The following is a 26,955-nucleotide window of genomic DNA, read 5'->3' on the forward strand; positions in this document are numbered from 1 at the left end:
CCCTGTGCCGGCCGAGCTGAACTGGTTCAAGTCCTCGTACTCCGAGGCCGCGGGGAACGCCTGCGTGGAGGTCGCCGTCCGCGAGGACGACGGCATAGCGATACGGGACAGCGTCTTTCCCGAGCGGGTCCTGCGGACCAGCAGAGCGGGCCTCGCCGCCCTGGTCGCCGGGGTGCGGGACGGGCGGTCCGGACGGCTGCCGGGCTGAGCCCGGGCCGGTCGCCCGGCCCGGGCCGGAGCACGGTGCTCAGCCGCCCGGCCGCACCGACAGGTCGGTGATCTCCGCGTCGCGCGGCAGGTCCAGCGCCGTCAGGATCGTCGTCGCCACCGACTCGGGACTGGCCCAGCGCTTCGGGTCGTACTCCTTGCCCTCCTGCTGGTGCACCTTCGCCTGCATCGGGGTCGCCGTCCGGCCGGGGTAGACCGAGGTGACCCGGACACCGTTCTCGTGCTCCTCCGCGCGCAGGGAGTCGGCCAGCGCCCTGAGTCCGTGCTTGCTCGCCGCGTACGCCGACCACTGCGGGCTGGCGCGCAGCCCCGCGCCGGAGTTCACGAAGAGGACGTGCCCGCGCGCCGCCCTGAGCTGCGGCAGCAGCAGCCGGGTCAGCTCGGCGGGCGAGACGAGGTTGGCCGCGAGCTGCCGGTTCCAGTCCTTCGGTGTCAGCTGGCCGACCCCGCCGAGGTCGACCACGCCCGCGCAGTGCACGACCGAGTCGAGCCGCTCGGGGAGTTCCTGGTGGCTGAGCGCCCAGGACAGCTTCTCGGGGGCGCAGAGGTCGCCGACGAGGGTCCGCGCCCCGGGGTACGCCCGGCCCAGTTCCTTCGCCCGGCCCGCGTCCCGCGCGAGCAGCCACAGCTCGTCCCCGCGCTCGTCGAGCCGGCGGGCGAGCGCGGTCCCGATGCCGGAACCGGCACCGGTGATCAGATGTACGGCAGTCATGGGCCCAGCTTGCCTCATCCCGGTGAGGCGCCGGCTTCGGCGTGCCCGTGCGCCACGGCGACCCGGCCGGGCCCGGAGCCCGGAGCCACGGCGACCCGCACGTGCCGGGCCCGGCTCAGCGGCCGGGGGCGTTCTCCTCCAGATAGGCCAGCGCCGAGGCCCCGTCCTCCGCGAAGTACACCAGCTCCGCGAGCGGGCGGTGCAGGAAGCCCTCCTTGTCCATGCGCTGGAGCTGGATCTTCAGTCCGTCGTAGAAGCCGTCGGCGTTCAGCAGCACCACCGGCTTGTCGTGCAGGCCGTGCTTCTTCAGCTCCATGATCTCGGTCGCCTCGTCCATGGTGCCGGTGCCGCCGACCATGACGACTATCGCGTCGCCCCGGGCCAGCATCTCGGCCTTCCGCTCCGCGAGATCCCGGGCGACGATCATCTCGTCCACGCCGTGCCGTGCCGCGTGCGACAGGAACTCCACGGACACCCCGGACAGCCGTCCGCCGGCCTGCTCCACGCCGTCCGCCATCACCTTCATCAGCCCGACGTCCGAGCCGCCCCACACCATGGTGTGGCCGCCGCGGCCGAGCAGTGCGGCGAATTCCCGGGCCGGGGCGGTGTAGCGCTCGTCGAGTTCGGCGGCGGAGCAGAAGACGGTGATGTTCATGGCCGCAGCCTACGGACCGGCCCGCGCTTTCGGAATCCGGCCCGGGGACCGATGAGATTCCGCGGCCGCCGTCGTCAGTACGGGCAGGAAGCCCAACGACGAGGAGGCAAACATGGCCACCAAGGGATTCACCACCTGTCTGTGGTTCGACGGCCGGGCGGAGGAGGCCGCGAACTACTACGTGTCGGTCTTCAAGGACTCGAAGCTCGGCGGGATCGCCCGTTACACCGAGGCGGGCCCCGGGCCCGCCGGTTCGGTGATCACGGCCGAGTTCGAGATCAACGGCCAGAAGTTCGTCGCGCTGAACGGCGGACCCGAGTTCAGCTTCACCGAGGCCATCTCGTTCCAGATCTTCTGCGACGACCAGGACGAGGTGGACTACTACTGGGACGCGCTCACCGCCGACGGCGGCCAGGAGGTCCAGTGCGGCTGGGTGAAGGACAAGTACGGGGTGTCCTGGCAGGTCATTCCGTCCGGGTTCGTCGAGCTGGTGCAGGACCCGGACCCGGAGAAGGCCAAGCGGGCGACCGAGGCGATGATGAGCATGAAGAAGCTCGACCTGGCGGCGGTCCGCAGGGCGCACGCCGGGGAGTGAGGCGTACGGGGCCCGGGAGCACGCCTGCGCCCCCGGGAGGCCGGGTCTCACCGGCCGGGGTTCACGGTGGGGCGGCTTCCGGTCCGGGGGTCACGCAGGGCCGCTTCCGCTCCGGGGTTCACGGAGGCTTCCGGTCCGGGGATCACAAAGGGGCGCCTCGCCGTGCTCCCCGGCCGCACCCGTGAGGGACCGGGTCCGCGGTGCCGGGGCGGACCCACGGGTCCGCGGGCGGCACGCTCTCAGGCGGGGCGGGCCTCCGCCGGCCGGGCGCGCTCCGTCGTCGCGATCGTCGCCGAGCCCACGACGCGCGTGCCGTCGTAGAGCACGACCGCCTGGCCCGGGGCCACGCCGCGCACCGGCTCCGTGAACGTCACGTGCAGACCGCTGCCGTCGGGCGACTCCACCGGCTCGGCGCGGACCTCCGTCTCGCCGCCGTGCGCGCGCAGTTGCGCCGTGTACGTGCCGGGGCCGGCCGGCGGCGTGCCGCACCAGCGGGGCCTGATCGCGGTGAGGGCCGTGACGTCCAGGGCCTCCTGCGGGCCGACCGTGACGGTGTTGTCGACCGGGGAGATGTCCAGGACGTAGCGCGGCTTGCCGTCGGGGGCCGGGTGGCCGATGCGCAGGCCCTTGCGCTGGCCGATGGTGAAGCCGTACGCGCCCTCGTGGCTGCCGAGCCGCGCGCCCGACTCGTCGACGATGTCGCCCTCCGCCGTGCCGAGGTGCTTCGCCAGGAAGCCCTGGGTGTCGCCGTCGGCGATGAAGCAGATGTCGTGGCTGTCGGGCTTGCTCGCGACGGCCAGGCCGCGCCGTTCGGCCTCGGCGCGGATCTCGTCCTTGGTGGTGAGGGTGTCCCCGAGCGGGAACATCGCGTGCGCGAGCTGGCGCTCGTCGAGGACTCCGAGGACGTAGCTCTGGTCCTTCGCCGCGTCCGAGGCGCGGTGCAGCTCGCGGCTGCCGTCGTCCTTGACGACCACCGTCGCGTAGTGCCCGGTGCAGACCGCGTCGAAGCCGAGCGCCAGGGCCTTGTCCAGCAGCGCCGCGAACTTGATCTTCTCGTTGCAGCGCAGGCAGGGGTTCGGGGTGCGCCCGGCGGCGTACTCCGCGACGAAGTCCTCGACGACGTCCTCGCGGAAGCGCTCGGCGAGGTCCCACACGTAGAAGGGGATGCCGATCACGTCGGCGGCGCGGCGCGCGTCGTGGCTGTCCTCGATCGTGCAGCAGCCGCGCGCGCCGGTGCGGAAGGACTTCGGGTTCGCGGAGAGGGCGAGATGGACCCCGGTGACGTCGTGCCCGGCCTCGGCGGCGCGGGCGGCGGCGACGGCGGAGTCGACACCGCCGGACATGGCGGCGAGGACGCGCAGCCGGGTGCCGTCGCGGGGAGTGGCGGGTGCGCCGGGGAAGTCGTTCATAGCGGTACCAGCGTACGGGCCGGGGGCCGTGTTCCCCAACGCGATGCCGGATGCCCGGACGGCCACGGCGGCGGAGCCGGGCGTCCCCGGGCCGGGGGGCCGGGAGCGCAGTCCCGGCCGGGAGCGGAACAGCCGTGCCCGGTCGCACGTTGTGTGCAGCAGACAGCCGGCACACGGCAGCAGACGGAGCACAGGCACCCCGGCGAGCCCTCGCGCCCCGGGAACGAGCGCACAGGGGTTCGACGATGGTGGCACAGCAGACCCGCCCGGCCGGGCCGGGGCAGCGGGGGCAGCGACCCGGCGGGGGCGTCAGCCGGCGTGCCCTGCTGCTGGGCGGCGGGGCGGTGGGCCTGGGCGTCGCCGGCTACCTCGGCTGGGAGAACGCCCCCGACCGGCTGCGCTACCGGGTGCCCGGCGTCGACCGGCCGCGGGAGGAGGGCGCGGTCGACCACCCCGGCGCCGAGTGGATACCGGCCTCGGAGGAGAACTGGCGGCGCGCCGACCGGCCGTACGACTACGGCATAGACCGGGTCGTCGTCCATGTCCCGCAGGCGACGTACGCGATCACGCTGAAGGTCTTCAGGGACCCCGGGCACGGGGCGGCCTCGCACTACGTGGTGCGGTCGGAGGACGGGCACGTCGCGCAGATGATCCGCGAGCTGGACGTCGCGTACCACGCGGGCAACCGCGGCTTCAACGAGCGCAGCGTCGGCATAGAGCACGAGGGCTGGGTCGACCGGCCGGGGTATCTGACCGACACGATGTACGAGGCCTCGGCGCGGCTGGTCGCCGGGATCTGCGCCCGCTACGACATCCCGCGCGACCGCGAGCACATCGTCGGCCACGTCGAGGTGCCGGGCACCGACCACACCGACCCGGGCCCGCACTGGGACTGGGACCGCTACATGAGGATGCTGCGCGACGCGAAGGCGCCGGAACCGTCTCCGTCGGAGCCGGGCGGGACGGGCCGGGAGCGGCCCGCCCGCTGAGGACGCCCGCTAGCTCAGCCCCGCCGTCCGGGCCCGGTCCACCGCCGGGCCGATGGCCTCCGCCAGGGCCGCCACGTCCGCCTTCGTGGAGGTGTGGCCGAGCGAGAAGCGCAGCGTGCCCCGCGCCAGGTCCGGCCCCGTGCCGGTGGCGAGGACGACATGGCTGGGCTGGGCGACCCCGGCCGTGCACGCCGAGCCCGTGGAGCACTCGATGCCCTGCGCGTCGAGGAGCAGCAGCAGGGAGTCGCCCTCGCAGCCGGGGAAGGAGAAGTGCGCGTTGGCGGGGAGCCGCCCCGCCGGGTCCGGGTCGCCGCCGAGGATCGCGTCGGGCACCGCCTCGCGGACGGCCGCCACCAGCTCGTCGCGCAGCGCGCCGACCTCGCGGGCGAACTCCTCGCGGTGCTCCGCGGCGTACTTCCCGGCCGCCGCGAACGCCGCCGTCGCCGGGACGTCCAGGGTGCCGGAGCGCACCTGCCGCTCCTGCCCGCCGCCGTGCAGCAGCGGTACGGGGGCGTGGTCGCGGCCGAGCAGCAGGGCCCCGATGCCGTACGGGCCGCCGATCTTGTGGCCGGAGACGGTGAGCGCCGCGAGCCCGGAGCCGGCGAAGGAGACCTCGGTCTGGCCGAAGGCCTGGACGGCGTCGGCGTGCATCGGGATGCCGTGCTCGCGGGCGACGGCGGCCAGCTCGCGGACCGGCATGACCGTGCCGATCTCGTTGTTGGCCCACATGACGGTGACGAGCGCGACGTCGCCGGGGTCCCGTTCGACCGCCTCGCGCAGCGCGTCCGGGTGCACGCGGCCGAAGGAGTCGACGGGGAGGTGTTCGACCCGGGCCCCCTCGTGCTCGGCGAGCCAGTCGACGGCGTCGAGCACCGCGTGGTGTTCGACGGGGCTGGTGAGGATCCGGGTGCGGCGCGGGTCGGCGTCCCGGCGGGCCCAGTAGAGGCCCTTCACCGCGAGGTTGTCGGACTCCGTGCCGCCCGCGGTGAACACCACCTCGCTGGGGCGGGCGCCGAGCGCAGCGGCGAGCGTCTCCCGGGACTCCTCGACGGTGCGCCGGGCCCGCCGCCCGGCCGCGTGGAGGGAGGAGGCGTTGCCGGTGACGGCGAGCTGGGCGGTCATCGCCCGGACCGCCTCCGGCAGCATGGGGGTGGTGGCGGCGTGGTCGAGGTAAGCCATGGTGGGGGCAATTCTACGAGCCGGGCGGGGCGCCGTCGGCGGCGCGTACCCGGCGCGCGGGGGCGCACGCCGGGCAGCACGCTCGGCGGGGTCTCAGCCGCGCGGCGCGCGGGCCAGTTGCCGGGACTGCGCGACGAGGCGGTCCGCGCTGTCCCAGACCTCGGCGTCCTCCTCCAGGAAGCCGCCGGCGAGGTTGCGGGTGGTGATGGCGACGCGCAGCGGCCCGGGCGCGGGCCGGGCGCGTATGTGCGCGGTGAGTTCGATCGTGGGAACCCAGCCGGACAGGCCCAGGTCGAAGGCGGTCGGCGGCAGCGCGTCGACGGCCAGCAGCAGGGCCAGCGGGTCGGGCGCGCGGCCGTCGGCGAGGCCGAGCCAGCCGCGCATCCCGCCCCGCCCGGACGGCTTGCCGAGCGCCCAGCCGGAGGTCTCCGGGTCGAGCCGCACGTCGAGCCGGCCGGCGATCTCCGTGGTGCCGAGCATGGCCGCCACCTCGTCGGAGGCGCCGGAGGCGTCACGGGTGCCGAGGCATTCCTCGTACGGGGGCATCGACGGCGGCTTCGCGGAGGTGCGGACGTCGCCGGGCAGGGCACCGAGGTCGCCGTATCCGGCGATCACCCGCAGCCGCTCGACCTCGCTGCCGTCCTCGGCGAACTGCACGAGCGAGGCCTGGCCGGTGGACATGGTGCGGCCGGTGCGCACCACATCGGTGCGGATCCGGGCGGGGCCGGGACGGGAGGCGGTGAGGTAGTGCGCGGTGACGGTGAACGGGTCGGGGTGCGGCAGGGCCTCGGCGAGGGCCCGCCCGGCCAGCGCCAGCAGATAGCCGCCGTTGACGGCGCCGAAGATCGTCCAGCCCGCGGAGAGTTCCGCGTCGTGCACCCCCGGTCCGCGCGGGACCAGCGCGGTGTCCCGGTCGAACTCACTGTTCCCGATGGTCGTCTCTGCCCTTGCCTCTGACATGGGGTGCACGCTACACGGAAATTGTTACTGGCGGGTAGCCAGCAGGGGCCGCCCCCGTCTCACTCCCGTTCCGCCCGCGTCGAACTGCGGTTCCACGCCCTCGGGGCCCGCCAGCCGAAGCGCATCGCGCACAGCCGCAGCACGAAGGCCGTCGCCGCCGACAGGGCGCTGGTCACCGGATTCAGCGCGCCGAACTGGATGAGCAGCGCGCACATGCCCGCGCCCACGATCGCCGGCACCGCGTAGATCTCCCGGTCCCAGCGCAGCAGCGAGGGCACCTCGTTCGCCAGCACGTCCCGCAGCACACCTCCGCCCGCCGCGGTGACGACGCCGAGCAGCGCCGCGAACGGCAGCGCCAGCCCGTGGTCGTACGCCTTGGTGGTGCCGACGACGCAGAACAGCCCGAGCCCGGCGGCGTCGAACACCCCGACCGCACGGTTGATCCGCTCCACCTCCGGGTGCAGGAAGAACACCAGCACGGCGGCCGTCAGCGGAGTGATCAGATAGGCGAGATCGGTGAACGCGGCGGGCGGCACTGCGCCGATGATCACATCCCGGACCAGGCCGCCGCCGGTCGCGGTGGCCTCGGCGAGCACGACGATGCCGAAGACGTCGAAGTTCTTCCGTACGGCGAGCAGCGCGCCGGAGATCGCGAAGACGAAGACGCCGGCGATGTCGAGCGTGTGCAGCAGGGAGGGCGTGAACAGATCGGTGAGCACCCGGCAATTCTGCCGGGTGCTCACCGTGAGCCCGTTCGGCGCGGTCGCGCCCCGCCGGCCCCGCCCGGCCGGGTCAGTCCTTGGTGACCGCCGACTCGGCCGCCTCCGCGGCTTCGACGGTCTCCGCGGCTTCGCCGGTCTTCGGGGCTTCGCCGGTCTTCGGGGCTTCGCCCGCGTCCGTGGCTTCGTCGGCGTCCGCGGCTTCATCGGCCTGCACGGCGTCCCCGGCCTCCGGGGTTCCACCGGCCTCCGGCGTGGTGCCGGTCCCGGCGGTTCCGCCGCCCTGAGCCGTCTCCGCGGACTCCGCGGACTCCGCGGACTTGCCGCCCGTCCCGCCGGTCCCGGCCGTCCCGCCGGGCTCCGCTGTCTTCCCCGGCTCCGCGGCCCGGCCGGCCCGGCCGCCCGGGTCCGCCGTCCTCCCGTCGTCGGCCGGCTTCGCGGGCGCGGGGACCTCAGCCGGGGCCGTCTCCGCCTCCGGCGGCCTGACCGCTCCCGGCACCGTCTGCCGGACCGTGCCGGCCGCGATCTCCGCCGCGTAGTGGCAGGCCACCTTGTGCCCGTTGCCGGCGTCCTTCAGCTCCGGGCGCTCGGTGGCACACAGGGTGTCCTGCTTCCACGGGCAGCGGGTGTGGAACCGGCAGCCGGTGGGCGGCTTCGACGGCGACGGCAGATCGCCGGTGAGCAGGATCCGCTCCCGGGTGTCCTCGACCGCCGGGTCCGGGATCGGCACCGCGGACATCAGCGCCTTGGTGTACGGGTGCAGCGGCTCCGCGTACAGCGTGTCGCTGGGGCCCTCCTCGACCAGCCCGCCCAGATACATCACCCCGATGACGTCGGAGATGTGCCGGACGACGGCCAGGTCGTGGGCGATGACGACGTACGTCAGGCCCATCTGCTCCTGGAGTTCCTCCAGCAGGTTGATCACCTGGGCCTGGATGGAGACATCGAGCGCGGACACCGGCTCGTCGCAAATGATCACGTCCGGTTCCAGGACGAGCGCGCGGGCGATGCCGATGCGCTGCCGCTGGCCGCCGGAGAACTCGTGCGGATAGCGGGAGAGGGCGCCGGTGGGCAGGCCCACCTTGGCCAGGATCTCCCGGATCCTGGTGCGGCGCTCCTCGCGGTCCGCCCCGATGCCGTGCGCGGCCATGCCCTCGGAGAGGATCGACTCGATGTTCTGCCGCGGGTCGAGGGAGCCCAGCGGGTCCTGGAAGACCATCTGGAGACGGCGCCGCATCCCGCGCATCTCCTCGCCGGGGAGTTCGGCGAGGTTGGTGCCGTCGAGGACCACGTCGCCCTCGGTGATGTCGACCAGCCGCAGGATGGCGCGGCCGAGCGTCGTCTTGCCGCAGCCGGACTCGCCGACCAGGCCGTAGGTCTGCCCGGCCTCGACGGAGAGCGAGACCCCGTCGACCGCGTAGACGTGGCCGACCGTGCGGTCGAAGAGGACGCCCTTCTTGACCGGGAAGTGGACCTTCACCCCGTCCAGTTCGAGCAGGCTCATGAGGTGGCCTCCGTCTTCTCGAGCCCGGCGGTGCCGCCGGTGGTGCCGCCGGTGGCACCGGCACTGCCGGGCAGCACCGGGTTGACGCAGCGGACCTGGTGGCCGGCCGCCCGCGGCTCCGACAGCCCGGGGGTGCCGGCCAGGCACTCGAGGGTGTAGAAGTCGCAGCGCGGCGCGAAGGCGCAGCCGTCCGCCCAGGCGATGTTGTCGTTGATGGAGCCGCGGATCGGGTGCAGCGGCTCGCCGCGCGGCGCGTCGAGCCGCGGGATGGAGTTCAGCAGCCCGTGCGTGTACGGGTGCGTGGGCGCCGCGAACAGGTCGCGCCGGCCCGCCGACTCGACCACCTTGCCGGCGTAGAGGACGTTGACCTCGTCGCAGAGCCCGGCGACCACGCCGAGATCGTGGGTGATCATCAGCAGGGCGGTGCCCTCCTGGTCGACCAGTTCCTTGAGGAGTTCCAGGATCTGCGCCTGGATGGTCACGTCCAGCGCGGTGGTCGGCTCGTCGGCGATGAGCAGCCGCGGCGCGCAGGCCACGGCCATCGCGATGAGGGCACGCTGCCGCATGCCGCCGGAGAGCTGGTGCGGGTACTCCTTGAGCCGCCGGCGCGGGTCGGGGATGCCGACCCGGTCGAGCAGGCTCGCGGCCTCCTTGCGGGCGGCCTCGCCCTTCATCCCGCGGTGCCGGGCGAGGATCTCCGTGACCTGGACACCGATCGGCACGACCGGGTTCAGCGAGGACAGCGGGTCCTGGAAGATCATCGCGAGCTGGGAGCCGCGGAGGGCCCGCCGGCGCGACGGGCTCAGGCCGAACAGGTCCGTACCGTCGTACTCGGCACGGCCGCCGACCCGTACGCCGCGGTCCGGCAGCAGGCCCATCAGCGCGAGCGAGGTGACGCTCTTGCCACAGCCGGACTCGCCGACCAGGCCCACGACCTGTCCCTGGTCGACGGAGAAGGAGACCCCGGACACGGCTTGGACGTCGCGGCGTCCGCGTCCGGTGAAGGTGACGGTCAGTTCGTCCACGGAAAGCAACGGCTGCGTCATGTCGTCAACCTCGCAGTTTCGGGTCGAGGGCTTCGCGCATGGCCTCGCCGAGCAGGGTGAAGCCGAGAGCCGTGATGATGATCGCCACCGCGGGGTAGACCGCGAGCGACGGCGCGGCGTCGAAGTAGCTCTGCGCCTGCGCCAGCATGACGCCCCACTCGGGCACGGACGCGTCCGGGTTGCCGAGGCCGAGGTAGGAGAGCGCCGCGGCCTCGATGATGGCGGTCGCCAGGCTCAGCGTGGCCTGCACGATCACCGGGCTCAGCGAGTTCGGCACGATGTGCCCGAGCACGATGCGGCGCTTGCGCACCCCGAGCGCCCGGGAGGCGAGCACGTACTCCGAGCCGCCCTGGGCGAGCATCGAACCGCGCAGCAGCCGGGCGAAGATGGGGATCTGTACGACTCCGACGGCGATCATGACGGTGGTGAGGCTCTGCCCGAGCACCGCCGCGACGCTCACGGCGAGCAGCAGCGACGGGATGGCCAGCATCATGTCGATGAACCGCATGACGACGGAGTCGAACCGTCGTCCGGCCCGGCCGCCCAAGGTGCTGGCGGCACCGGCGGCGACGCCCACGGCGGCTCCGACGGCGAAGCCGAGCGCCGTGGAGACGACGCCGACCAGCAGCGTCTGCCGGGCGCCCTCCAGCATCCGGGAGAACTCGTCGCGGCCGAGGTGGTCCAGGCCGAGCCAGTTGCCGCCGCGGGGCCCCACGAAGACGTTCTGGTTGGGGAGCACGTCGCCGCGCCAGGTCTGCGCGATCGGCGAGTGCGGCGCGATCCACGGGCCGATGACGGCGATCACCACGAAGGCCGCGATGATGCAGGCGCCGATGACGGCCATCTTGCTGGCCCGCAGCCGGCGGAAGGCCTCCACCCACAGGCTGGAGCCGGAACTCGTCTCGGTCTGTGCGGTCAGCTCCGCGAGCCGGTCGATCTTCTCGGTCTTGGTGCTCATCAGTGCACCCGCACTCTCGGGTCAATGAGGTTGTAGGCCAGGTCGACCAGCAAATTGATGATCACGTAGGTCAGCGCGATGAACAGGATGAATCCCACGAGCACCGGATAGTCGCGGCCGTCGATGGCGGTACGGAGGAAGGAGCCGATGCCGCCGAAGGCGAACACGGACTCGGTGAGCACCGCGCCCGACAGCAGGCTTCCGGTGAGCAGGCCGACGGCGGTGACGACCGGCAGCATCGCGTTGCGCAGCACGTGCCGGCCGCGGATCACCCGCCGGTCCAGGCCCTTGGACTCGGCGGTGCGGACGTAGTCCTCGCCGAGCACCTCCAGCACGCTGGCACGGGTCATCCGGACGATGGTGGCGAGCGGGATCGACGCCAGCGCCAGGGCGGGCAGGATCAGGTGCATCACGGCGTCCCAGGACGCGTCCCACTCGCCGGTGAGGACCCCGTCGAGGACGAAGAAGCCCGTCACCTCCGTCGCGTTGATGCCGGTGGTCTGCCGGCCGAAGCTCGGGAACCAGCCGAGCTGCACGGCGAACACGGCACGGAGCAGGAAGGCCAGGAAGAAGACCGGGATGCAGATGCCCAGGAGCGAGCCGGACACGGCGGCCACGTCCAGCCAGCTGCCGCGGCGGCGGGCCGCGAAGTAGCCCAGCGGGATGCCCACCGCGACGGCGATCAGAATGGCGAAGAGAGCCAGCTCCACCGTGGCCGGGAACCGCTGGGTGAACTCCTCCCACACCGGCTGGCCGGTCTGCGACGACGTGCCCAGGTCCAGCTCGAACAGCCGCTTGATGAAGCGGCCGTACTGGACGTACAGCGGCTGGTCGAGCCCCAGGGCCGCCTCGATCCGGATCCGGTCCGCCTCGGTGGCCCGCTCTCCGAGCATGGCGGCCGCGGGGCCGCCGGGCAGCCGGTTGAGCCAGACGAACAGGAGTACCGACAGGCCGAGCAGTGTGGGTATGAGCTGCAGCAGTCTGCGTACGACAAGACGCAACACCCCGCGATACCCCTTTCTGGTTTCTGGCGATTCCAGCGTGTGTGACGCTTCTGACGGGTTGCGGATCCAGGTCCGCCCGGCCACCGTGTGCGCGTGGCCGGGCGGACCTGGACCTGTGAGTGGTCGCTCGTGGTTACTTGAGGGAGACCTCCGCGAAGTTCTCCTGCGTCAGCGGGGAGACCTTCGGCGGGTTGACGTCCTTGGCGAACGCGATCGCCGGCGGCGACGAGGAGACCGGGACGCCCGGGAGGAAGTCCATGATGACCTCGTTGGCCTTCTCGTACAGCGCGGTGCGCTTCTTCACGTCCGGCTCGGTCTCGGCCGCCTTCATGGCGTCGAAGACCTTGTCGTTCTTGAAGCCCCACTGCGTGTCGTAGCCGCCGAACCAGGTGCCGATGAAGTTGTAGCCGTCGTTGAAGTCACCGGTCCAGCCCATCAGGTACAGGCTGCAGCTGCCGCTCTGCGTGGAGTCCACGTAGTCCGGGTTCCACTTCATGGCGCGCGGCTTGACCTTGATGCCGGCCTTCTCCAGGTCGGCCTTCATCAGCTCGAACATGTCGGCGGGGGCCGGCATGTACGGGCGGGTGACCTCGGTCGGGTAGCAGAAGTCCAGGGTCAGCTTCTCCTCGCCGGCGTCGGCGAGCAGGTCCTTGGACTTGGCGGGGTCGAAGTCGTACGTCTTGACCTTGTCCGAGTAGCCCGCGACGGTGTCCGGCATGAACTGGGTCGCCTTGACCCCGCCCTCGGGCAGCTGCGTCTTGACGATGTGGTCCCGGTCGATCGCGTGGGCGATCGCCTCCCGGACCTCCTTCTTCTGCAGGACCTTGCTCTTCTCCTGGTTGAAGCCCAGATAGAAGATGTTGAAGACATCGCGGGTCGGGACCTGGAAGCCCTCGTTCTCCAGCGTCTTCACGTCGGAGGGCGCGACCAGGTCGTAGCCGTGGATGTCCCCGGCCTGAAGCGCCTGGCGGCGGCCTTCCTCGGTGTCGATGGTGCGGAAGACGAGCGTCTTCACACCGGCCTTCTCGCCCCAGTAGTCGTCGAAGCGCTCAAGGGTGACTTCCTTGTTGCCCTTGTTCCACTTCGTGATCTTGAAGGGGCCGGTGCCGGCCACGGTGCCGGCCTCCTGGCTGTACTTGGGGTAGCTGATCGCGTCGCCCTCGCCGGAGGCCTTCTCCTTCTTGTAGGCCTCGATGGCCTTCGGGGAGTGAATGGCCAGCGCCTGGAGGGAGAAGCCGCCGGGCAGGTTCGCGGACGGCTCGTTCACCTCGATGACGGCGGTCGACTCGTCCTTCGCGGTGCAGGACTTGTAGTTCGCCTTCGGCGTTTCCTTGTCCTCGTTCTTCGCGAAGCCGCCCATGATGGTCTGCCAGTAGTAGGAGACCGCGCTGCTCTGGTAGGCGCCCGTCCAGTTGAACCAGTAGTCGTAGTTCGCGCAGACGGCCTCGGCGTCGAACGTCTCGCCGTCGTGGAACTTCACGCCCTTGCGCAGGTTGAAGGTCCACTCGGTGCCGGCCTCGTTGCTGTCCCACGACTCGGCCAGGCCGCCCACGAGTTCGGTACCGCCGGGCTCGTGCTCGATGAGGGCCTCGAATGCCTGACGGGTGACGCGGAACGTCTCGCCGTCGCTCGCCAGCGCCGGGTCCAGGGACGTCGGGTCTCCCGCCCCGCCGAAGATGAAGGTGTCCCCTCCCTCTCCGCCCTTGCCGGTGTCGCGCTCACTGGAGCAGCCGGTGGCGATCAGACCGACCGCCAGCGCAGCCATGAGCGCCTTAGCCGCTCCGGATCTTCTTATTTGCATACTCCACCCCGGGGATGAAAGGTATTGAGAGGCGCTGACCGGCCGAACACTACAGACGACGAACGCGCCGGTGAACAGTCCGCATAGCGGTGATACATACCTGAGACCCGGACAGTGCATAAATGCGGACATGCCCGGGTCGCGCCTTCCGTACTCCCCGTGACGCCCCGGCAACTCCTCCCGTGCGGAGAGCCTTTCAGCGCGGGGCGGCGCCCGGCTGCATGCCGTGCGGCGGCGGATATCCGTAACCGGCCGGGGCCGCCGGCGGAGGACCGCCCGCGCCGTACCCCTCGCGGTCGAAGAACGGACGGGCACCCGCGCGCATCCACAGCGCGACCGGGTCGTAGCCGTCCGCCAGCGAGACCGTCTGGACGGGCAGCCCGTCCGGCAGCACGCCGAGCGACTGCCGCATCATCCGCTGTACGGCATCCAGCGCCTGCGGCCCCTCGTCGTACAGGTCCAGGCCGATGGCCAGATACGGCGCGCCGACCGCGGGCTGCACCCAGGCGCGGCGCAGCGCGCGGACGACGGGGGTGCGGTGCGCGTTCTGCGTCAGCAGGGCGTAGAACTGCGGAACCTCGATCGCGGGCTCGGACAGCCGCAGCGGCCCGGCGGGCAGCCGGTCCAGTCCGGCGGCGATGCGGCGCAGGTCCGGCCACGGGACGCCGACGCCGCCGCCGGGGGCGTGCGGGTTGAGCCACAGGCCCCAGCGTCCGGGGTAGAGGGCACCGGCGACGTCCCGGCCGCCGACGACCTCGTGGGCCCGCTCCCATCCGCTGGCCGCCAGCTCCCGGGCGGAGGTCACACAGGGGGCGTAGCCGAGGCCGTCGACCTCCATGTTCCCGTACTGCGCGTCCGGTGACCCGGGGGCGCCGTGCCACAGCAGCATCCAGACCCGGCCCGCGGCCAGCGCGCGCAGCAGCGCCTCATAGGTGTCGTACCGCCCGGGCGTCACCTGCGGCAGCAGCTGCTCGACCTGCTCCCTGTCCCCGCCCGCGCTCACCTGGCTCGCCCCTTCGTCTCACCTCTCGGCACCATCCGGGACGTCCCCGCGCCCCGTGGTGGTCATCCAACCAGCTTACGGACCGGATCCGGCAGTCCCACCGGCGCTCGCCGGTCGTTCGGCGCGCCGCGCGGCGGCCGCGCCCGGGCCGCACGGCAGCCGCACAGCCGCCCCGGGGCCCGGCCCGCTCAGCGGTCCGCCGTGTGGAAGGGCCGGATCCGTTCCCGCATCCAGTCGCCGACGGGGTCCTGGGCGACGTCGAGGAGCACGAGCTGCACCGGCCAGCGGACGGGCACCGCGCCCAGCGCCCGGCCGAGCGCGTCCAGGATCCGGGTCCGGTCGTCCGGCTCCAGCCGGGCGGCCTCGACGCCGATGAAGAGGGCCGGCGGATCGCCCTCGACGCTGGCGAGGGCCCGGCGGGCGGTCAGCACGACACCGGTCGTGGTGAACTCCCCGGCCGCGGCGGCGAGGAAGTCGACCGGCTCCTCCTGCCAGTCCGGCTCGAACATCCGCACCCGCCCGCCGGAGGGCCCCGCTCCGGCGGGCCCGGGACCCTCCGGGCGCGTCCGGCACAGATCGGCCACGGCCTGCGGCGGCACCGGGACACCGACGGCACCGTCCGGATTCACCACGATGCCGAGCTGGGGCGGCAGCCCGCGGGCGAACTCGCGGGCCGGGGCGACGGTGAAGGACATGTGGGAGCCGACGACGGCCAGGAACTCCTCCTCGGAGCTGAACACCGGGACACAGGCCATCCCGCCGACGTCCATGGTCGGCAGGTCCAGGTCCCGGCTCTGCGGGCCGCCGCCGTTCGGCAGCGGCACCCACACCCGGCTGCGGCCGAGCACCTCGACCAGCCGGGGGCCCGCGCCGGGCACACCGACGGACGCCGCGAGTGCTTCCTCCAGCTCGTTGCGGGGGAACGCGCGGCGCGGAAGGCCGCCGGGGAAGGTCCCGGGGAAACCGCCGGGGGCCAGGGCGTGCTCGTGCTGCTCCGGGATGCTCATCTCGTCCAACCACGTCTCGAACTCGTCGCACCCGAACCTTAGCGCCGGGGCACCCCTCCCCCGCCAGGGGCCGGGCCGCCCCGGTTCGTACGGAATTCCCCTCCCCGGAGCGGCCCGTAGCCCCCGGCGCGCGGTCAGCCGGGCCGGTCCGGCCGGTCGAAAGCGATGACCTCCAGCGCGCTCGCCGCCGTCCGGTCCAGCAGCACCACCGAGGCGCAGCCCGCCGGCGGCCTGCCCCGCTCCGCCTCCGCCACCAGCCGCGCCACCGCGCGCCGGTGCCGGGCGAAGGCGTAGCCGGAGACGCCCCGGCCGCGCACCGCCTGGCCCTCCAGGGCCACTTCGGGCGGTACGTCGAGCAGCACCATGTGCAGCGCCCGGCCCCGGCGCCGGGCGTCCCGCGCCAGCCAGCGGCGGACCCAGGGCAGCGTCCCGCAGTCGTGCACCACGACGCTGTCCCCGGAGGCGAGGGCGCGGCGCAGCCCCGCGTAGTGCGCGACCCGGACCAGCGGGCGGTAGAGCCCGTACGGCAGGACGGCGGGCAGCCTGCGCTCCCAGCGGTCGCGGGTGTCCTGGGAGTCCACGCACCGCACGCCCGCGGCGGCTGCCGCCTCCGGCCGCTCCCCGGACGCGCCGTCCGGCCCGTCCGCCGGGGCGGCACCGGCGGCCCGCCGGATCAGGGTGCTCTTGCCGCTGCCGGGCAGCCCGGAGACCACGACGACGTCACCGGCCGGACGCCGCAGCTCCGCCGGTCTGCGCCCGCGCAGATCGGAACCGGCCGCGGGACGCGCCGGCCGGGCCTCTCCCCGGGCCGCCGGGACGGTGCCCGCGGGCACCTCGCCGGGCCCGGCCTCCGGTGTCACCGGATACGCCCCATGAGCCTGCACCGTGATCGTCCCCCTCCGTGCGGCCGCCTCGGACCGAGCGTGTCAAGAAATGGCAATGAGCTACAACCTCGATACCCCTCGTCATGGCCCGTTACCTCGGGGACCGCTCTGTCCGTACGCGCGGTTCCCGTGCGATGATGACGCCGCCAACTCCATATCGCCGTTCGAATCCGCGCGGGAGAGTCCCCGGTCCGGCCGCCGTGCCGCGTCCCCGGGGCGCCGAAGGAGCAAGCCCTCCCTGGAATCTCTCAGGCCCCGATACCGCGCGGACGAGGCAAATCTGAAAAGCGGGCAGCCCCCGGGCGGCCCCACCCAAGGTGCAAGCCGTCAGCCGTGTGTACGTACGGTTGTGGCGAACCTCTCAGGTTCCGATGACAGATGGGGAGACTGTGATGTTCCGCAGATTTCCGTCCCCTCCGTCCGGGAGCCCGACCCATGACCGAAGCCCCACGCCGCACCCCGCTTGACGCGCTGCACCGCTCGCTCGGCGCCACCATGACCGACTTCGCGGGCTGGGACATGCCGCTGCGCTACGGCAGCGAGCGCGAGGAGCACCAGGCCGTCCGCACCCGCGCGGGCCTCTTCGACCTCTCCCACATGGGCGAGATCTCGCTGACCGGCCCGCAGGCGGCCGAGCTGCTGGACTTCGCCCTGGTGGGCAACCTCTCCGCGGTGAAGCCCGGCCGCGCCCGCTACACCATGATCTGCGACGAGCGCGGCGGCATCCTGGACGACCTGATCGTCTACCGGCTCGCCGAGGAGTCGTTCCTGGTGGTGGCCAACGCCTCGAACGCCCAGGTGGTGCTCGACGCGCTGACCGAGCGCGCCAAGGGCTTCGACGCCGCGGTGGCCGACGACCGCGAGAACTACGCGCTGATCGCCGTCCAGGGCCCGGAGGCGGCCGGCATCCTGGGCGGCCTCACCGACGCCGGGCTGGACGAGCTGAAGTACTACGCCGGACTGCCCGGCACGGTCGCCGGGGTGTCCGCGCTGATCGCCCGTACCGGCTACACCGGCGAGGACGGTTTCGAGCTGTTCACCGCCCCCGGCGACGCGGAGACCGTCTGGACCGCGCTCACGGAGGCCGGCCGGGACTCCGGGCTGGTGCCCTGCGGGCTGTCCTGCCGCGACACGCTGCGCCTGGAGGCGGGCATGCCGCTGTACGGGCACGAGCTGACGACGGGCACCACCCCGTTCGACGCCGGTCTCGGCCGGGTCGTGAAGTTCGAGAAGACCACGAACGGCGGCCGCTTCGTCGGCCGCGAGGCGCTGCTCGCCGCCGCCGAGCGCGCCGGGGCCGCCCCGCCGCGCCGGCTCGTGGGCCTGGTCGCGGAGGGCCGCCGGGTGCCGCGGGCAGGCTATCCGGTCGTGGCCGCCGGCGACGGCACGCTGATCGGCGAGGTCACCTCGGGCGCCCCCTCCCCCACCCTCGGCAAGCCGGTCGCCATGGCGTACGTCGACCCGGGGTACGCGGAGCCGGGCACCCCCGGCGTCGCCGTGGACATCCGCGGCAGCCGTGAGCCGTACGAGGTCGTGGCCCTGCCGTTCTACAAGCGGCAGCGCTGAACCTCCGCCCGCCGGTGTCCCCCTCCCGGGGCAGCGGCGGGCCGGGCGGGCGGCGGCCCCCGGCGCCCCGCGGCGCTGAGCGTTTCGCCACATCGCGTCCCATCTGTCAAGACTCCCGCACGAGCATCCCCTCTCATCTTGGAGAATCAGGTCATGAGCAACCCCCAGCAGCTGCGCTACAGCAAGGAGCACGAGTGGCTGACCGCCGCCGAGTCCGGAGTGTCCACGGTGGGCATCACCCGGCACGCGGCCGACGCGCTCGGTGACGTCGTCTTCGTCCAGCTCCCGGAGGTCGGTGACACGGTGACCGCGGGCGAACCCTGCGGCGAACTGGAGTCGACCAAGTCCGTGAGCGATCTGTACGCGCCGGTGTCCGGCGAGATCACCGAGGTCAACCAGGACGTCGTGGACGATCCCGCGCTGGTGAACTCCGCCCCGTACGAGGGCGGCTGGCTGTTCAAGGTGAAGGTCGACGAGGGCTCGCCCGAGCCGGAGCTCCTGACCGCCGACGAGTACACCGCCTTCACCGGCAACTGACGCAACGCCCCGGGCTCCAACGCCACCCGCCACCGATCGGGAAGACCTGATGTCGCTTCTCAACGCCTCCCTCCACGAGCTCGACCCCGATGTCGCCGCCGCCGTCGACGCCGAGCTCCACCGCCAGCAGTCCACCCTCGAGATGATCGCCTCGGAGAACTTCGCGCCCGTCGCGGTCCTGGAGGCGCAGGGCTCGGTCCTCACCAACAAGTACGCCGAGGGCTACCCCGGCCGCCGCTACTACGGCGGCTGCGAGCACGTCGACGTCATCGAGCGGCTCGCGATCGAGCGGATCAAGGAGCTGTTCGGGGCCGAGGCCGCGAACGTCCAGCCGCACTCGGGCGCGCAGGCCAACGCCGCCGCCATGTTCGCCGTGCTGTCCCCCGGTGACACGATCCTGGGCCTGAACCTGGCCCACGGTGGTCATCTGACCCACGGCATGAAGATCAACTTCTCCGGCAAGCTCTACAACGTGGCCGCCTACCACGTCGACGCCGAGACCGGCCGGGTCGACATGGACGAGGTCGAGCGGCTCGCCAAGGAGCAGCGGCCCAAGCTGATCATCGCGGGCTGGTCGGCGTACCCGCGGCAGCTGGACTTCGCGGCGTTCCGGCGGATCGCCGACGAGGTCGGCGCGTATCTGATGGTCGACATGGCGCACTTCGCGGGGCTCGTCGCCGCGGGCCTGCACCCGTCGCCGGTGCCGCACGCGCACATCGTCACCACCACCACGCACAAGACCCTCGGCGGCCCGCGCGGCGGTGTCATCCTCTCCACCCAGGAACTCGCCAAGAAGATCAACTCGGCGGTCTTCCCGGGCCAGCAGGGCGGACCGCTGGAGCACGTCATCGCGGCGAAGGCGGTGTCCTTCAAGGTCGCGGCGAGCGAGGAGTTCAAGGAGCGCCAGCAGCGCACCCTGGCCGGCTCGCGGATCCTCGCGGAGCGGCTGACCGCCGCCGACGTCACCGAGCACGGCGTCTCGGTGCTGTCCGGCGGCACCGACGTGCACCTGGTGCTGGTCGACCTGCGCGACTCCGAGCTGGACGGCCGGCAGGCCGAGGACCGCCTCCACGAGGTCGGCATCACCGTCAACCGCAACGCGATCCCGAACGACCCGCGGCCCCCGATGGTCACCTCGGGCCTGCGGATCGGCACCCCGGCCCTGGCCACCCGCGGTTTCCAGGAGGCCGACTTCCGCGAGGTCGCGGACATCATCGCGGAGGCCCTCAAGCCCTCGTACGACGCCGAGTCGCTCCGCGGCCGGGTCTCCGCGCTGGCCGCCGCGCACCCGCTGTACCCCGGCCTGAAGTAACCGCGGCCGGCCGCACCCGCGGCGGTACGGGGCACCGCGCGCACGCACATCCGAGGTGTGCCGGTGCCCCGTCGCCGCGTCCGCACGCTCTCCCGCACGCCCCGCGCCCATCCCGCGCACCCCACGGGCCCACCACGCCCCGCACACCACCACGAGCAGACAAAGGAGTCCGCAACCGTGGCCATCTCCGTGTTCGACCTCTTCTCGATCGGCATCGGCCCGTCCAGCTCCCACACCGTGGGCCCGATGCGCGCCGCGCGGATGTTCGCGGGCCGGCTGAAGAAGGACGGCCTGCTCGCCCAGACGGCCTCGGTCCGGGCGGAGCTGTTCGGCTCCCTCGGCGCGACCGGCCACGGGCACGGCACCCCGAAGGCCGTACTGCTCGGCCTGGAGGGGCACGCCCCCCAGACGGTGGACGTGGAGGGGGCCGACGAGGAGGTGGCCCGGATCCGCCGCACGGGCCGGCTGCGGCTGCTCGCCACGGAGGTCGGCGACGCCCACGAGATCGCCTTCGACGAGCCCGCCCAGCTGATCATGCACCGGCGCCGCTCGCTGCCGTACCACGCCAACGGCATGACGCTGTTCGCCTACGACGCCGACGGCATACCGCTGCTGGAGAAGACGTACTACTCCGTCGGCGGCGGCTTCGTGGTCGACGAGGACGCCTTCGGCGGGGATGGTGCCTTCGGCGGGGATGGTGCCTTCGGCGGGGATGGCGCCCTCGGCGGGGATGGCGCCCTCGGCGGGGATGGTGCCCTCGGCGGGGACCGTGCCCTCGGCGGGGACCGTGCGGGCGCCGACCGTGCGGGCGCCGACCGTGCGGGCGCCGACCGTGCGGGCGCCGACCGTGCGGGCGCGGACCGTGCGGGCGCCGACCGGATCAAGCCCGACGACACCGCGCTGACGTATCCGTTCCGCACCGGCGACGAGCTGCTGCGGCTCTCCCGGGAGACGGGCCTGTCCATCTCCGCCCTGATGCTGGAGAACGAGAAGGCCTGGCGCACCGAGGACGAGATCCGGGCGGACCTCCTCAACATCTGGCAGGTCATGCGGGAGTGCGTGGCCCGCGGCCTGGCCCGCGAGGGCGTCCTCCCCGGCGGGCTCAAGGTCCGCCGCCGCGCCGCCAACTCGGCCCGGCAGCTGCGCGCCGAGGGCGACCCGGCCGCCCGGGCGATGGAATGGATCACCCTGTACGCGATGGCGGTCAACGAGGAGAACGCGGCCGGCGGCCGGGTCGTCACCGCCCCGACGAACGGAGCCGCGGGCATCATCCCCGCCGTCCTCCACTACTACGTGAACTTCGTCCCCGGCGCCGACGACGACGGGGTGGTCCGCTTCCTCCTCGCCGCCGGGGCCATCGGCATGCTCTTCAAGGAGAACGCCTCGATCTCCGGCGCCGAGGTCGGCTGCCAGGGCGAGGTCGGCTCGGCCTGCTCGATGGCGGCGGGCGGCCTGGCGGAGGTGCTCGGCGGCAGCCCGGAACAGGTCGAGAACGCGGCCGAGATCGGCATGGAGCACAATCTCGGCCTGACCTGTGACCCGATCGGCGGCCTGGTCCAGATCCCGTGCATCGAGCGCAACGGCATGGCGGCGGCGAAGGCCGTCACGGCGGCCCGCATGGCGCTGCGCGGCGACGGCCGGCACCACGTGTCGCTCGACAAGGTGATCAGGACCATGAAGGCCACCGGCGCCGACATGAAGGTCAAGTACAAGGAGACGGCGCGGGGCGGGCTCGCGGTGAACATCATCGAGTGCTGAGGGGGTCCCGGCCCCTCACAGCGCCGCCACCACGGGCCGCCCCCGCTCCGGGTCCGCACCCCCTCGGGTCCGCACTCCCACGGGGGCGGCACCCTCCTCGAACCGGTACCTGTCCCCGCCCTGACCGGGCCCGCAGCCGCCTCCACGGTGCCCGGCACGGCGTACGGGACAGCCGCCGCGGCCCTCCGGGCCGGTTCGTGTCGTCCCCGGATCCGTGCGGCGCCGGACACCCCGGAGCGAGGTGATTCAAGACTTCCGAAAGGTTTGCCCAAGGTCGGGACGTCACCGTGGGACACCCCCGCACGGGGGCTCGTCACTTCACACGCGCGACAACCCACCGAGGAGGGCCGCATGAAGAGAGCAGGAGTGCTGTCGGGGCTGCTGGGGGCGGCGCTGGCACTCGCCGGCACCGTCGTCCCGTCGTCCACCGCGAGCGCGGCGGCACCGCCGGCCGCCGCCGGCGCGGCAGCGTCACCGGCCGCCGCCTGTATCGGCGACGACGGCGGCACGAAGAAGGTCCAGGTCCTGTACGTGCGTTCGCCCGCGGGCGCCGACCGCTACGCCGAGATGGCGGACGACTTCAACCAGATGGCGAACCAGGTGGGCAACGTCGTCAACAAGTCGGCGCTGAAGACGGGCGGGGAGCTGAACATCCGCTACGCCAGGAACGCCGACTGCTCGGTCGGCATCGGCAACGTGGTCGTCTCCTCCACCACCAACATCATGGACTTCGACGCCATCGTGCGGGACCTGGAGTCGAAGGGGTACGACAGAACCGACCGCAAATACCTGGTCTTCGCACAGACGGCTGCCTTCTGCGGCCTGGCGGCCCGCGGAACGTTCGACTCCGGACCCTCCTACGCCATGGTCGGAACGGGATGCTGGTCCTGGAACGCGGCCGGACACGAACTGCTGCACACACTGGGCGCCGTGAACCCGGACGCACCGCACGGCACGCCCGGGGGCCACTGCTGGGACGACCCGGACATCATGTGCTACGACGACGACGGGAAGCCCGCCACATATCCGCTGCAGGACCTGTGCCCCAAGGCGTTCGGGGACGACATCGACTGCAACAGCGACGACTACTTCAGCGCGCATCCCCCCGCCGGCACCTGGCTGGCCGACCACCCGAGGTCGAACGTCGCCAAGAGCCCCTTCCTGACCACCTCCACGAAGTACCACGTGCTCTACACCGGGGAGAAGACCGTCGCCACCGCGCGGGCCGGGGCGACGGCGTACGTGACCAAGTACCAGTCGGAGGCCGGCTGGACCGCGAAGGCCAAGGTCGTGACCAGCTCGGGCAGCCCGTTCCACTCGTCCGTGCTCGCGGTGCGCACCAGCGCCGGCACCCGGTACGTGCCGCCCGCCGGGGTTCCCCGCGGTTCGGCGGCCCACGTCACCATCGACATGGACACGGTGCTCGACGTCAAGCTCTGCCAGGGCAACGCCACGGCGAAGAGCGGCTGTACCGCCACCTGGTGGTGACGAGCCGGGCCGCTCCGGCCGGCGGACACCGGTGACGCTCTCCGTGTCCGTGCCGAACCCGCTCCCGCGAGCCGCACCGCACCGCGGCCCCGTGGGGGCGGGCCGGCGGCACGTCCACGGGAACCGACGAGGGCGACGACGCGCCGGACGCGCCGGCCCGCCCCCTTTGCCGGGACGCCCTTCCCGGCGGTCTCCCGGGGCGGTCTCCCGGGGCGGTTTCCCGGGGCGGTGTCCCGGCACGGCCTGCCGGGGCGGCTCTCCCGGGCCGTTCCCTAGAACTCGTCGGGCTCCAGGGCGAAGAACATCACCGCGGGTTCCGCCACGCCGGTCTCCTCGCTCACGGCGGACACCACACGGCGGTAGACCTGCTGCCGCGTCTCCCCCGGACCGATGAGCACGGTCCCCTCGACGGTGCGCGGTCCGGCGGCTGCCGCCTGAAGGGTCACGACCCAGTGGTGGACCTTGGACTGTTCCATCGGATTCCTCCGTGCTAGTAGCGCAGCAGGGCGGCGACGCCGTCCGTCGCGCGGGCGGGCGGCAGGATCTCCGTGAAGGCGGCCCCGCCGGCGACGGCCGAGCGCAACAGCAGCGGCGCCGCGGGCGCGCTGAACACCGTCGGGTCGTCCCCCAGCGCCGCCGGGTCGGTGCCCACCACGCGCGGGTCGCGGCGGGACCCGTACAGCTCGGGGTCGGCGGAGCGGTCGGCGGCCAGCAGCAGCGTCTCCACCTTCCCCTCCGCGAGTGCTTCCTTCACGGCGGGGATGCCCTGCAGCCCGCGGCCGCCGGCCAGTTCCGCCTCCAGGATGTTCAGCACGCTCCGGTGGCGGGCGGTCATGGCCTCGCGCACGGCGGCGTCGACGCTCTCCCGCAGACCCTCCCGGGCCGACGCGTCGGTGCGGCCCCCTTCGATGTAGACCAGTTCACCGGCCGGGGGCTGTGCCGTCAGGTGCTCGCGCAGCAGCCCCACCGCCTTGGGGTCTCCGGCGACCAGGATCACGGCGGCGTCCACGTCGGCCGCCGCCTGCCGCACGTCGGCCGCCGCCTGCCCGGTGTTCTCGGTCCACAGATTGACCGACCGCCGGTGGAAGGACGCCTTCGCCTCGGCGCCGGCCTTCACCCGGCTGATGTGGAGCGTGCTGCCGTTGAAGGTGCGCTGGAAGGACGGCTCGTGCGCCGCCGCCGGGTACGCCTCGACGTCCGCTCCCTCGCGGTCCACGGCGACGACGACGTGCGGAAGCTGGTGGTCCCTGTCGATCGCCAGCCCCAGCGGGTCGGGCACCGGCAGCAGCCGCGCGCTGTCGGCAGCGGGCGGTTCCGCCAGCGTGAAGGCCCCCAGCAGCTTCCCGGCCGAGGCGAACAGCGCCTCGCCCTGGGGCCCGGGAACCTCGGCGACGCCGCCGATCACGTCGTCCAGCACGCGCAGGGTCTCCTCGTCCGCGCCCTGCTCGCCCAGCGACCGGCGCGCCGCCCGCCGGCGCAGCTCGATCTGCTTGTCGGCGTCGTGCGTCGTACGCGTCGTGTCCAGGTGGACCGACACGACAGGAGCGTCACCCTCGTACAGGGTCTGAAGGAACCCAAGATCCATGATCGACGGGCTGATCAGCCCTTCCACCTTTCGGAGTCCGGACGCGAGCAGCGCATCGGCCCGCCATCTCCCATTGGACGGCATGAGAGGCGTCCGCGCCTCCGCTGCGCTCGCTGCCGGAGCGGGGAATGGACCAGACGGGCGACGCCCCGCGGCGACGGCCGCCGCAGGCCCGGGGGGCGCATGCGGCCGCCGCAGGGCCGGGAGACCCGTGCGGGCGGCCAGGCCCGGGAGACGCGTGCGGGCGGATCCGTGCGCCCGTCGGCGTTCCGCCCGTCTTCCGCACGCCGCCGACTGCGGCCCCCGCGGCAGCTTCCGCACGCCACCACCGGGGGCCCGCCGGGCACGGTCACCGGACGCCGCCGCCGGGCGCGGCCCCCGCGGCAGGCCCGCGGTCAGTGGCGGCCCCGGAAGATCCGGTCCAGCTGGTGGGTCAGGACCGCGCCGGCCGACTCGGGGCTGCGCTGGCCGACGAGAACGCTGGTGCCGAGCCCCGCGGACATGGCGAGCAGGCCGACCGCCTCCAGCCGCGCGTCCACACCGGGCGGCGCCTGGTCCGCCTCCTGCGCCTCCCGGATGAGCCCGGTCAGGATGTCCTCGGCGGCGTCGGGGTTCTTGATGAAGGGCTGGGCGGCGAGGGCCCGGTCGTGCACGGCGAGAACGGCGTACGAGGTGTAGAGGTGGTGGAAGGTGCGGCTCTCCTCGTCGGTGGGCAGCGCCGCCATCAGCAGCGCCTCCGCCGTCGCGCGCGGTCCCGGGTCGTCCCCGGCGGCCCCGGCCCGGGCGGCGAACCGCTGCCCGAACCGTTGCGCGAGATGCTCCAGCCCGAAGAGCAGCAACTTCTCCTTGGTCTCGAAGTAGTACTGCACCAGCCGCAGCGACACGCCCGCCTCCGCGGCCACGTCGCGCATCCCCACAGCGTGCAGCCCGCGCCGGCCGGCGACCCGGACGAGCGCTTCGGCGATCGCGGTACGCCGTTCGGCATGGTCCACGCGTTTGGGCATCGACCGCTGCTCCATTCGTCGTTTCGGCTGGTCCGGGCCCTGTCACGGGCTGCCGCGGCCGTCGATGATACAGCTGTACCAACATCGTGGTACGTTCGTATCACGAAAATCCGTACGATCCCGGAGGTGGCCGCGTGCCCGCATCCGTTGCCCGCGCCCGGACCGATGTCGGCCGCTATGTGAGCGATGACCGGCGTGACCGCTACTTCGCCGCGTGCGACGCGGTCTACGCCCTCGGGGCGCCCGCGCTCGCGGAGGAGGACGTGGAGACGTCCTTCGGCACCACGCACGTCTACCGGTACGGCCCCGCGGACCCGGCCGGCCGCTCCCGCACCCCCGTCGTCCTGGTGCACGGCGCGGGCTCCTGCTCCGCCATGTGGTACCCGAACACCCCCGCCCTCAGCGCCGGCCGCCCGGTCTACGCGATCGACACACCGGGCGACCCCGGCCGCAGCGTGCAGCGCACCCCTCTCCACCGGCCCGAAGACGCCGCACGGTGGCTGGACGAGACACTGGCCGGGCTCGGGCTCGACCGCGTGCACCTGGTCGGCTCCTCCTACGGCGGATGGCTCGCCCTCAACCAGGCGCACCGCGGGCCCGGCCGCCTCGCCTCGGTCACCCTCCTCGACCCCGGCGGCCTGGAGAAGGTGGGACTGCGCTTCTTCGTGTGGATCTTCGCCGGTTACTTCGCCACCTTCGCCCCGCGGGCGCTGCGCCCGCGGCTGGCGGCCTGGCTGGAGCAGCCGGTGCTCGTCATGCCGGAGCTGCGCACGATGATCCGGGAGGGCGTCCGCGCCCACCGCGTCCGGCGCCCGGCCCCTCTCCCGCTGTCCGAGGAGGAGCTGGCCGGCATCCGCACCCCGCTCTATCTGGTGCTCGGCAGGCGCAGCCTCCTCGTGCACCCGCGGCGGCAGGCGGAGCGCGTTCCGCGTCTGGTGCCGGGCGCCCGGGCGGAGATCGTCTCGGACACCGGCCACGGACCGCAGATCGACCACGCGGCGGAGGTCAACCGCCGGATGCTGGACTTCATGGACTCCGTCGGCTGACGGCCC

At 73.0% G+C, this 26,955-nt stretch carries 25 protein-coding genes, 2 pseudogenes and 1 riboswitch; of the genes and pseudogenes, 10 read left to right on the forward strand and 17 right to left on the reverse strand.

Features of this window, described 5'->3' with window-relative positions:
* Nucleotides 1-4 precede the first annotated feature (4 nt).
* Entirely contained in the window at nucleotides 5-208 is a 204-nt protein-coding gene (locus GCU69_RS14195; RefSeq protein ID WP_156206266.1) for a DUF397 domain-containing protein, read from the forward strand.
* A 39-nt stretch (nucleotides 209-247) separates the two neighbouring features.
* On the opposite strand, the gene GCU69_RS14200 is transcribed toward GCU69_RS14195, so the two are convergent.
* Nucleotides 248-940: an SDR family oxidoreductase gene (locus GCU69_RS14200; protein ID WP_098749682.1), complete on the reverse strand. Its 693-nt coding sequence runs from the start codon at nucleotides 938-940 to the stop codon at nucleotides 248-250.
* 115 nt (nucleotides 941-1,055) lie between these two features.
* The gene (locus GCU69_RS14205) at nucleotides 1,056-1,595 is read right to left on the reverse strand and encodes an LOG family protein (protein WP_098749681.1); all 540 of its coding nucleotides are present in this window, start codon (nucleotides 1,593-1,595) and stop codon (nucleotides 1,056-1,058) included.
* A gap of 112 nt (nucleotides 1,596-1,707) precedes the next feature.
* On the opposite strand from GCU69_RS14205, the gene GCU69_RS14210 reads away from it, so the two are divergent.
* Nucleotides 1,708-2,190 carry a VOC family protein gene (locus GCU69_RS14210; protein WP_156206267.1) on the forward strand — a complete coding sequence of 161 codons (483 nt, stop codon included), beginning with the start codon at nucleotides 1,708-1,710 and terminating at the stop codon, nucleotides 2,188-2,190.
* A gap of 239 nt (nucleotides 2,191-2,429) precedes the next feature.
* Here GCU69_RS14210 and mnmA read toward each other — a convergent pair whose 3' ends face one another.
* Nucleotides 2,430-3,599: a tRNA 2-thiouridine(34) synthase MnmA gene (gene mnmA, locus GCU69_RS14215; protein ID WP_098749679.1), complete on the reverse strand. Its 1,170-nt coding sequence runs from the start codon at nucleotides 3,597-3,599 to the stop codon at nucleotides 2,430-2,432.
* 245 nt (nucleotides 3,600-3,844) lie between these two features.
* Between mnmA and GCU69_RS14220 the strand changes: the two genes are divergently transcribed.
* A complete protein-coding gene (locus GCU69_RS14220) occupies nucleotides 3,845-4,588 on the forward strand; it encodes an N-acetylmuramoyl-L-alanine amidase (protein ID WP_098749678.1) in 744 nt (247 codons plus the stop codon).
* A gap of 9 nt (nucleotides 4,589-4,597) precedes the next feature.
* Here GCU69_RS14220 and GCU69_RS14225 read toward each other — a convergent pair whose 3' ends face one another.
* The 11 genes from GCU69_RS14225 to GCU69_RS14275 all read right to left on the reverse strand — a co-directional run bounded on the left by GCU69_RS14225 (nucleotide 4,598) and on the right by GCU69_RS14275 (nucleotide 16,659).
* Nucleotides 4,598-5,767, reverse strand: a complete 1,170-nt coding sequence (locus tag GCU69_RS14225; RefSeq protein WP_098749677.1) for a cysteine desulfurase family protein — start codon at nucleotides 5,765-5,767, stop codon at nucleotides 4,598-4,600.
* A 93-nt stretch (nucleotides 5,768-5,860) separates the two neighbouring features.
* Nucleotides 5,861-6,727 carry a thioesterase family protein gene (locus GCU69_RS14230; protein ID WP_098749676.1) on the reverse strand — a complete coding sequence of 289 codons (867 nt, stop codon included), beginning with the start codon at nucleotides 6,725-6,727 and terminating at the stop codon, nucleotides 5,861-5,863.
* A 59-nt stretch (nucleotides 6,728-6,786) separates the two neighbouring features.
* The gene (locus GCU69_RS14235) at nucleotides 6,787-7,446 is read right to left on the reverse strand and encodes a trimeric intracellular cation channel family protein (RefSeq protein ID WP_098749675.1); all 660 of its coding nucleotides are present in this window, start codon (nucleotides 7,444-7,446) and stop codon (nucleotides 6,787-6,789) included.
* Nucleotides 7,447-7,519: 73 nt separating this feature from the next.
* Nucleotides 7,520-8,950: an ABC transporter ATP-binding protein gene (locus GCU69_RS14240; RefSeq protein WP_156206268.1), complete on the reverse strand. Its 1,431-nt coding sequence runs from the start codon at nucleotides 8,948-8,950 to the stop codon at nucleotides 7,520-7,522.
* A complete protein-coding gene (locus tag GCU69_RS14245) occupies nucleotides 8,947-9,996 on the reverse strand; it encodes an ABC transporter ATP-binding protein (RefSeq protein ID WP_156206269.1) in 1,050 nt (349 codons plus the stop codon). Before GCU69_RS14245 ends, GCU69_RS14240 begins: the two co-directional genes overlap by 4 nt.
* Nucleotides 9,997-10,000: 4 nt before the next feature.
* The gene (locus GCU69_RS14250; RefSeq protein ID WP_098749672.1) at nucleotides 10,001-10,954 is read right to left on the reverse strand and encodes an ABC transporter permease; all 954 of its coding nucleotides are present in this window, start codon (nucleotides 10,952-10,954) and stop codon (nucleotides 10,001-10,003) included.
* The gene (locus GCU69_RS14255; RefSeq protein ID WP_098749671.1) at nucleotides 10,954-11,958 is read right to left on the reverse strand and encodes an ABC transporter permease; all 1,005 of its coding nucleotides are present in this window, start codon (nucleotides 11,956-11,958) and stop codon (nucleotides 10,954-10,956) included. Before GCU69_RS14255 ends, GCU69_RS14250 begins: the two co-directional genes overlap by 1 nt.
* A 133-nt stretch (nucleotides 11,959-12,091) precedes the next feature.
* The gene (locus GCU69_RS14260) at nucleotides 12,092-13,759 is read right to left on the reverse strand and encodes an ABC transporter substrate-binding protein (RefSeq protein ID WP_098749670.1); all 1,668 of its coding nucleotides are present in this window, start codon (nucleotides 13,757-13,759) and stop codon (nucleotides 12,092-12,094) included.
* A 196-nt stretch (nucleotides 13,760-13,955) separates the two neighbouring features.
* Nucleotides 13,956-14,762, reverse strand: coding sequence for an enhanced serine sensitivity protein SseB C-terminal domain-containing protein (locus GCU69_RS14265; RefSeq protein ID WP_235978470.1), 807 nt, complete (start codon nucleotides 14,760-14,762; stop codon nucleotides 13,956-13,958).
* Nucleotides 14,763-14,950: 188 nt separating this feature from the next.
* Nucleotides 14,951-15,769, reverse strand: coding sequence for an enhanced serine sensitivity protein SseB (locus tag GCU69_RS14270; protein WP_098749669.1), 819 nt, complete (start codon nucleotides 15,767-15,769; stop codon nucleotides 14,951-14,953).
* A gap of 134 nt (nucleotides 15,770-15,903) precedes the next feature.
* Nucleotides 15,904-16,659 (reverse strand): AAA family ATPase, encoded by a 756-nt coding sequence (locus tag GCU69_RS14275; protein WP_408055804.1) that lies wholly within the window; start codon nucleotides 16,657-16,659, stop codon nucleotides 15,904-15,906.
* 159 nt (nucleotides 16,660-16,818) lie between these two features.
* A riboswitch (glycine riboswitch) is annotated at nucleotides 16,819-16,927 on the forward strand.
* Between the two features lie 161 nt (nucleotides 16,928-17,088).
* On the opposite strand from GCU69_RS14275, the gene gcvT reads away from it, so the two are divergent.
* From gcvT to GCU69_RS14305, 6 genes and pseudogenes are all read left to right on the forward strand, one after another.
* Nucleotides 17,089-18,219 (forward strand): glycine cleavage system aminomethyltransferase GcvT, encoded by a 1,131-nt coding sequence (gcvT, locus tag GCU69_RS14280; RefSeq protein WP_156206270.1) that lies wholly within the window; start codon nucleotides 17,089-17,091, stop codon nucleotides 18,217-18,219.
* A gap of 153 nt (nucleotides 18,220-18,372) precedes the next feature.
* A complete protein-coding gene (gene gcvH / locus GCU69_RS14285) occupies nucleotides 18,373-18,756 on the forward strand; it encodes a glycine cleavage system protein GcvH (protein WP_098749667.1) in 384 nt (127 codons plus the stop codon).
* A gap of 49 nt (nucleotides 18,757-18,805) precedes the next feature.
* A complete protein-coding gene (glyA, locus tag GCU69_RS14290) occupies nucleotides 18,806-20,068 on the forward strand; it encodes a serine hydroxymethyltransferase (RefSeq protein WP_098749666.1) in 1,263 nt (420 codons plus the stop codon).
* 177 nt (nucleotides 20,069-20,245) lie between these two features.
* Nucleotides 20,246-20,737, forward strand: a pseudogene (locus GCU69_RS34555) (serine dehydratase beta chain); the annotation flags it as partial.
* A gap of 195 nt (nucleotides 20,738-20,932) precedes the next feature.
* Nucleotides 20,933-21,826: pseudogene (locus GCU69_RS34560) on the forward strand (L-serine ammonia-lyase); the annotation flags it as partial.
* A gap of 351 nt (nucleotides 21,827-22,177) precedes the next feature.
* On the forward strand, nucleotides 22,178-23,314 hold the full coding sequence (locus GCU69_RS14305) for a zinc metalloprotease (RefSeq protein WP_143671052.1): 1,137 nt from the start codon (nucleotides 22,178-22,180) through the stop codon (nucleotides 23,312-23,314).
* Nucleotides 23,315-23,586: 272 nt separating this feature from the next.
* On the opposite strand, the gene GCU69_RS14310 is transcribed toward GCU69_RS14305, so the two are convergent.
* From GCU69_RS14310 to GCU69_RS14320, 3 genes are all read right to left on the reverse strand, one after another.
* Entirely contained in the window at nucleotides 23,587-23,790 is a 204-nt protein-coding gene (locus GCU69_RS14310; protein ID WP_098749664.1) for a hypothetical protein, read from the reverse strand.
* Between the two features lie 14 nt (nucleotides 23,791-23,804).
* Nucleotides 23,805-24,899 carry a baeRF2 domain-containing protein gene (locus GCU69_RS14315; RefSeq protein ID WP_098749695.1) on the reverse strand — a complete coding sequence of 365 codons (1,095 nt, stop codon included), beginning with the start codon at nucleotides 24,897-24,899 and terminating at the stop codon, nucleotides 23,805-23,807.
* A 395-nt stretch (nucleotides 24,900-25,294) separates the two neighbouring features.
* Nucleotides 25,295-25,903 (reverse strand): TetR/AcrR family transcriptional regulator, encoded by a 609-nt coding sequence (locus GCU69_RS14320; RefSeq protein ID WP_098749694.1) that lies wholly within the window; start codon nucleotides 25,901-25,903, stop codon nucleotides 25,295-25,297.
* 134 nt (nucleotides 25,904-26,037) lie between these two features.
* On the opposite strand from GCU69_RS14320, the gene GCU69_RS14325 reads away from it, so the two are divergent.
* The gene (locus GCU69_RS14325; RefSeq protein ID WP_156206271.1) at nucleotides 26,038-26,949 is read left to right on the forward strand and encodes an alpha/beta fold hydrolase; all 912 of its coding nucleotides are present in this window, start codon (nucleotides 26,038-26,040) and stop codon (nucleotides 26,947-26,949) included.
* Nucleotides 26,950-26,955: the final 6 nt, after the last annotated feature.

Origin of the sequence: Streptomyces lycii (assembly GCF_009735685.1) — a bacterium.
In the GTDB taxonomy this organism is placed as follows: Bacteria; Actinomycetota; Actinomycetes; order Streptomycetales; family Streptomycetaceae; genus Streptomyces; species Streptomyces lycii.

Excerpts from the sequence above, each read along its gene's own strand:
- GCU69_RS14320 (WP_098749694.1), bottom strand. The coding sequence starts at position 25,903 with ATGCCCAAACGCGTGGACCATGCCGAACGGCGTACCGCGATCGCCGAA.
- GCU69_RS14270 (WP_098749669.1), bottom strand. The coding sequence starts at position 15,769 with ATGAGCATCCCGGAGCAGCACGAGCACGCCCTGGCCCCCGGCGGTTTC.
- GCU69_RS14210 (WP_156206267.1), top strand. The coding sequence starts at position 1,708 with ATGGCCACCAAGGGATTCACCACCTGTCTGTGGTTCGACGGCCGGGCG.
- gcvT (WP_156206270.1), top strand. The coding sequence starts at position 17,089 with ATGACCGAAGCCCCACGCCGCACCCCGCTTGACGCGCTGCACCGCTCG.
- GCU69_RS14260 (WP_098749670.1), bottom strand. The coding sequence starts at position 13,759 with ATGCAAATAAGAAGATCCGGAGCGGCTAAGGCGCTCATGGCTGCGCTG.
- gcvH (WP_098749667.1), top strand. The coding sequence starts at position 18,373 with ATGAGCAACCCCCAGCAGCTGCGCTACAGCAAGGAGCACGAGTGGCTG.
- mnmA (WP_098749679.1), bottom strand. The coding sequence starts at position 3,599 with ATGAACGACTTCCCCGGCGCACCCGCCACTCCCCGCGACGGCACCCGG.
- GCU69_RS14220 (WP_098749678.1), top strand. The coding sequence starts at position 3,845 with ATGGTGGCACAGCAGACCCGCCCGGCCGGGCCGGGGCAGCGGGGGCAG.
- GCU69_RS14250 (WP_098749672.1), bottom strand. The coding sequence starts at position 10,954 with ATGAGCACCAAGACCGAGAAGATCGACCGGCTCGCGGAGCTGACCGCA.
- glyA (WP_098749666.1), top strand. The coding sequence starts at position 18,806 with ATGTCGCTTCTCAACGCCTCCCTCCACGAGCTCGACCCCGATGTCGCC.
- GCU69_RS14310 (WP_098749664.1), bottom strand. The coding sequence starts at position 23,790 with ATGGAACAGTCCAAGGTCCACCACTGGGTCGTGACCCTTCAGGCGGCA.
- GCU69_RS14305 (WP_143671052.1), top strand. The coding sequence starts at position 22,178 with ATGAAGAGAGCAGGAGTGCTGTCGGGGCTGCTGGGGGCGGCGCTGGCA.
- GCU69_RS14315 (WP_098749695.1), bottom strand. The coding sequence starts at position 24,899 with ATGGATCTTGGGTTCCTTCAGACCCTGTACGAGGGTGACGCTCCTGTC.
- GCU69_RS14245 (WP_156206269.1), bottom strand. The coding sequence starts at position 9,996 with ATGACGCAGCCGTTGCTTTCCGTGGACGAACTGACCGTCACCTTCACC.
- GCU69_RS14200 (WP_098749682.1), bottom strand. The coding sequence starts at position 940 with ATGACTGCCGTACATCTGATCACCGGTGCCGGTTCCGGCATCGGGACC.
- GCU69_RS14225 (WP_098749677.1), bottom strand. The coding sequence starts at position 5,767 with ATGGCTTACCTCGACCACGCCGCCACCACCCCCATGCTGCCGGAGGCG.
- GCU69_RS14240 (WP_156206268.1), bottom strand. The coding sequence starts at position 8,950 with ATGAGCCTGCTCGAACTGGACGGGGTGAAGGTCCACTTCCCGGTCAAG.
- GCU69_RS14205 (WP_098749681.1), bottom strand. The coding sequence starts at position 1,595 with ATGAACATCACCGTCTTCTGCTCCGCCGCCGAACTCGACGAGCGCTAC.
- GCU69_RS14230 (WP_098749676.1), bottom strand. The coding sequence starts at position 6,727 with ATGTCAGAGGCAAGGGCAGAGACGACCATCGGGAACAGTGAGTTCGAC.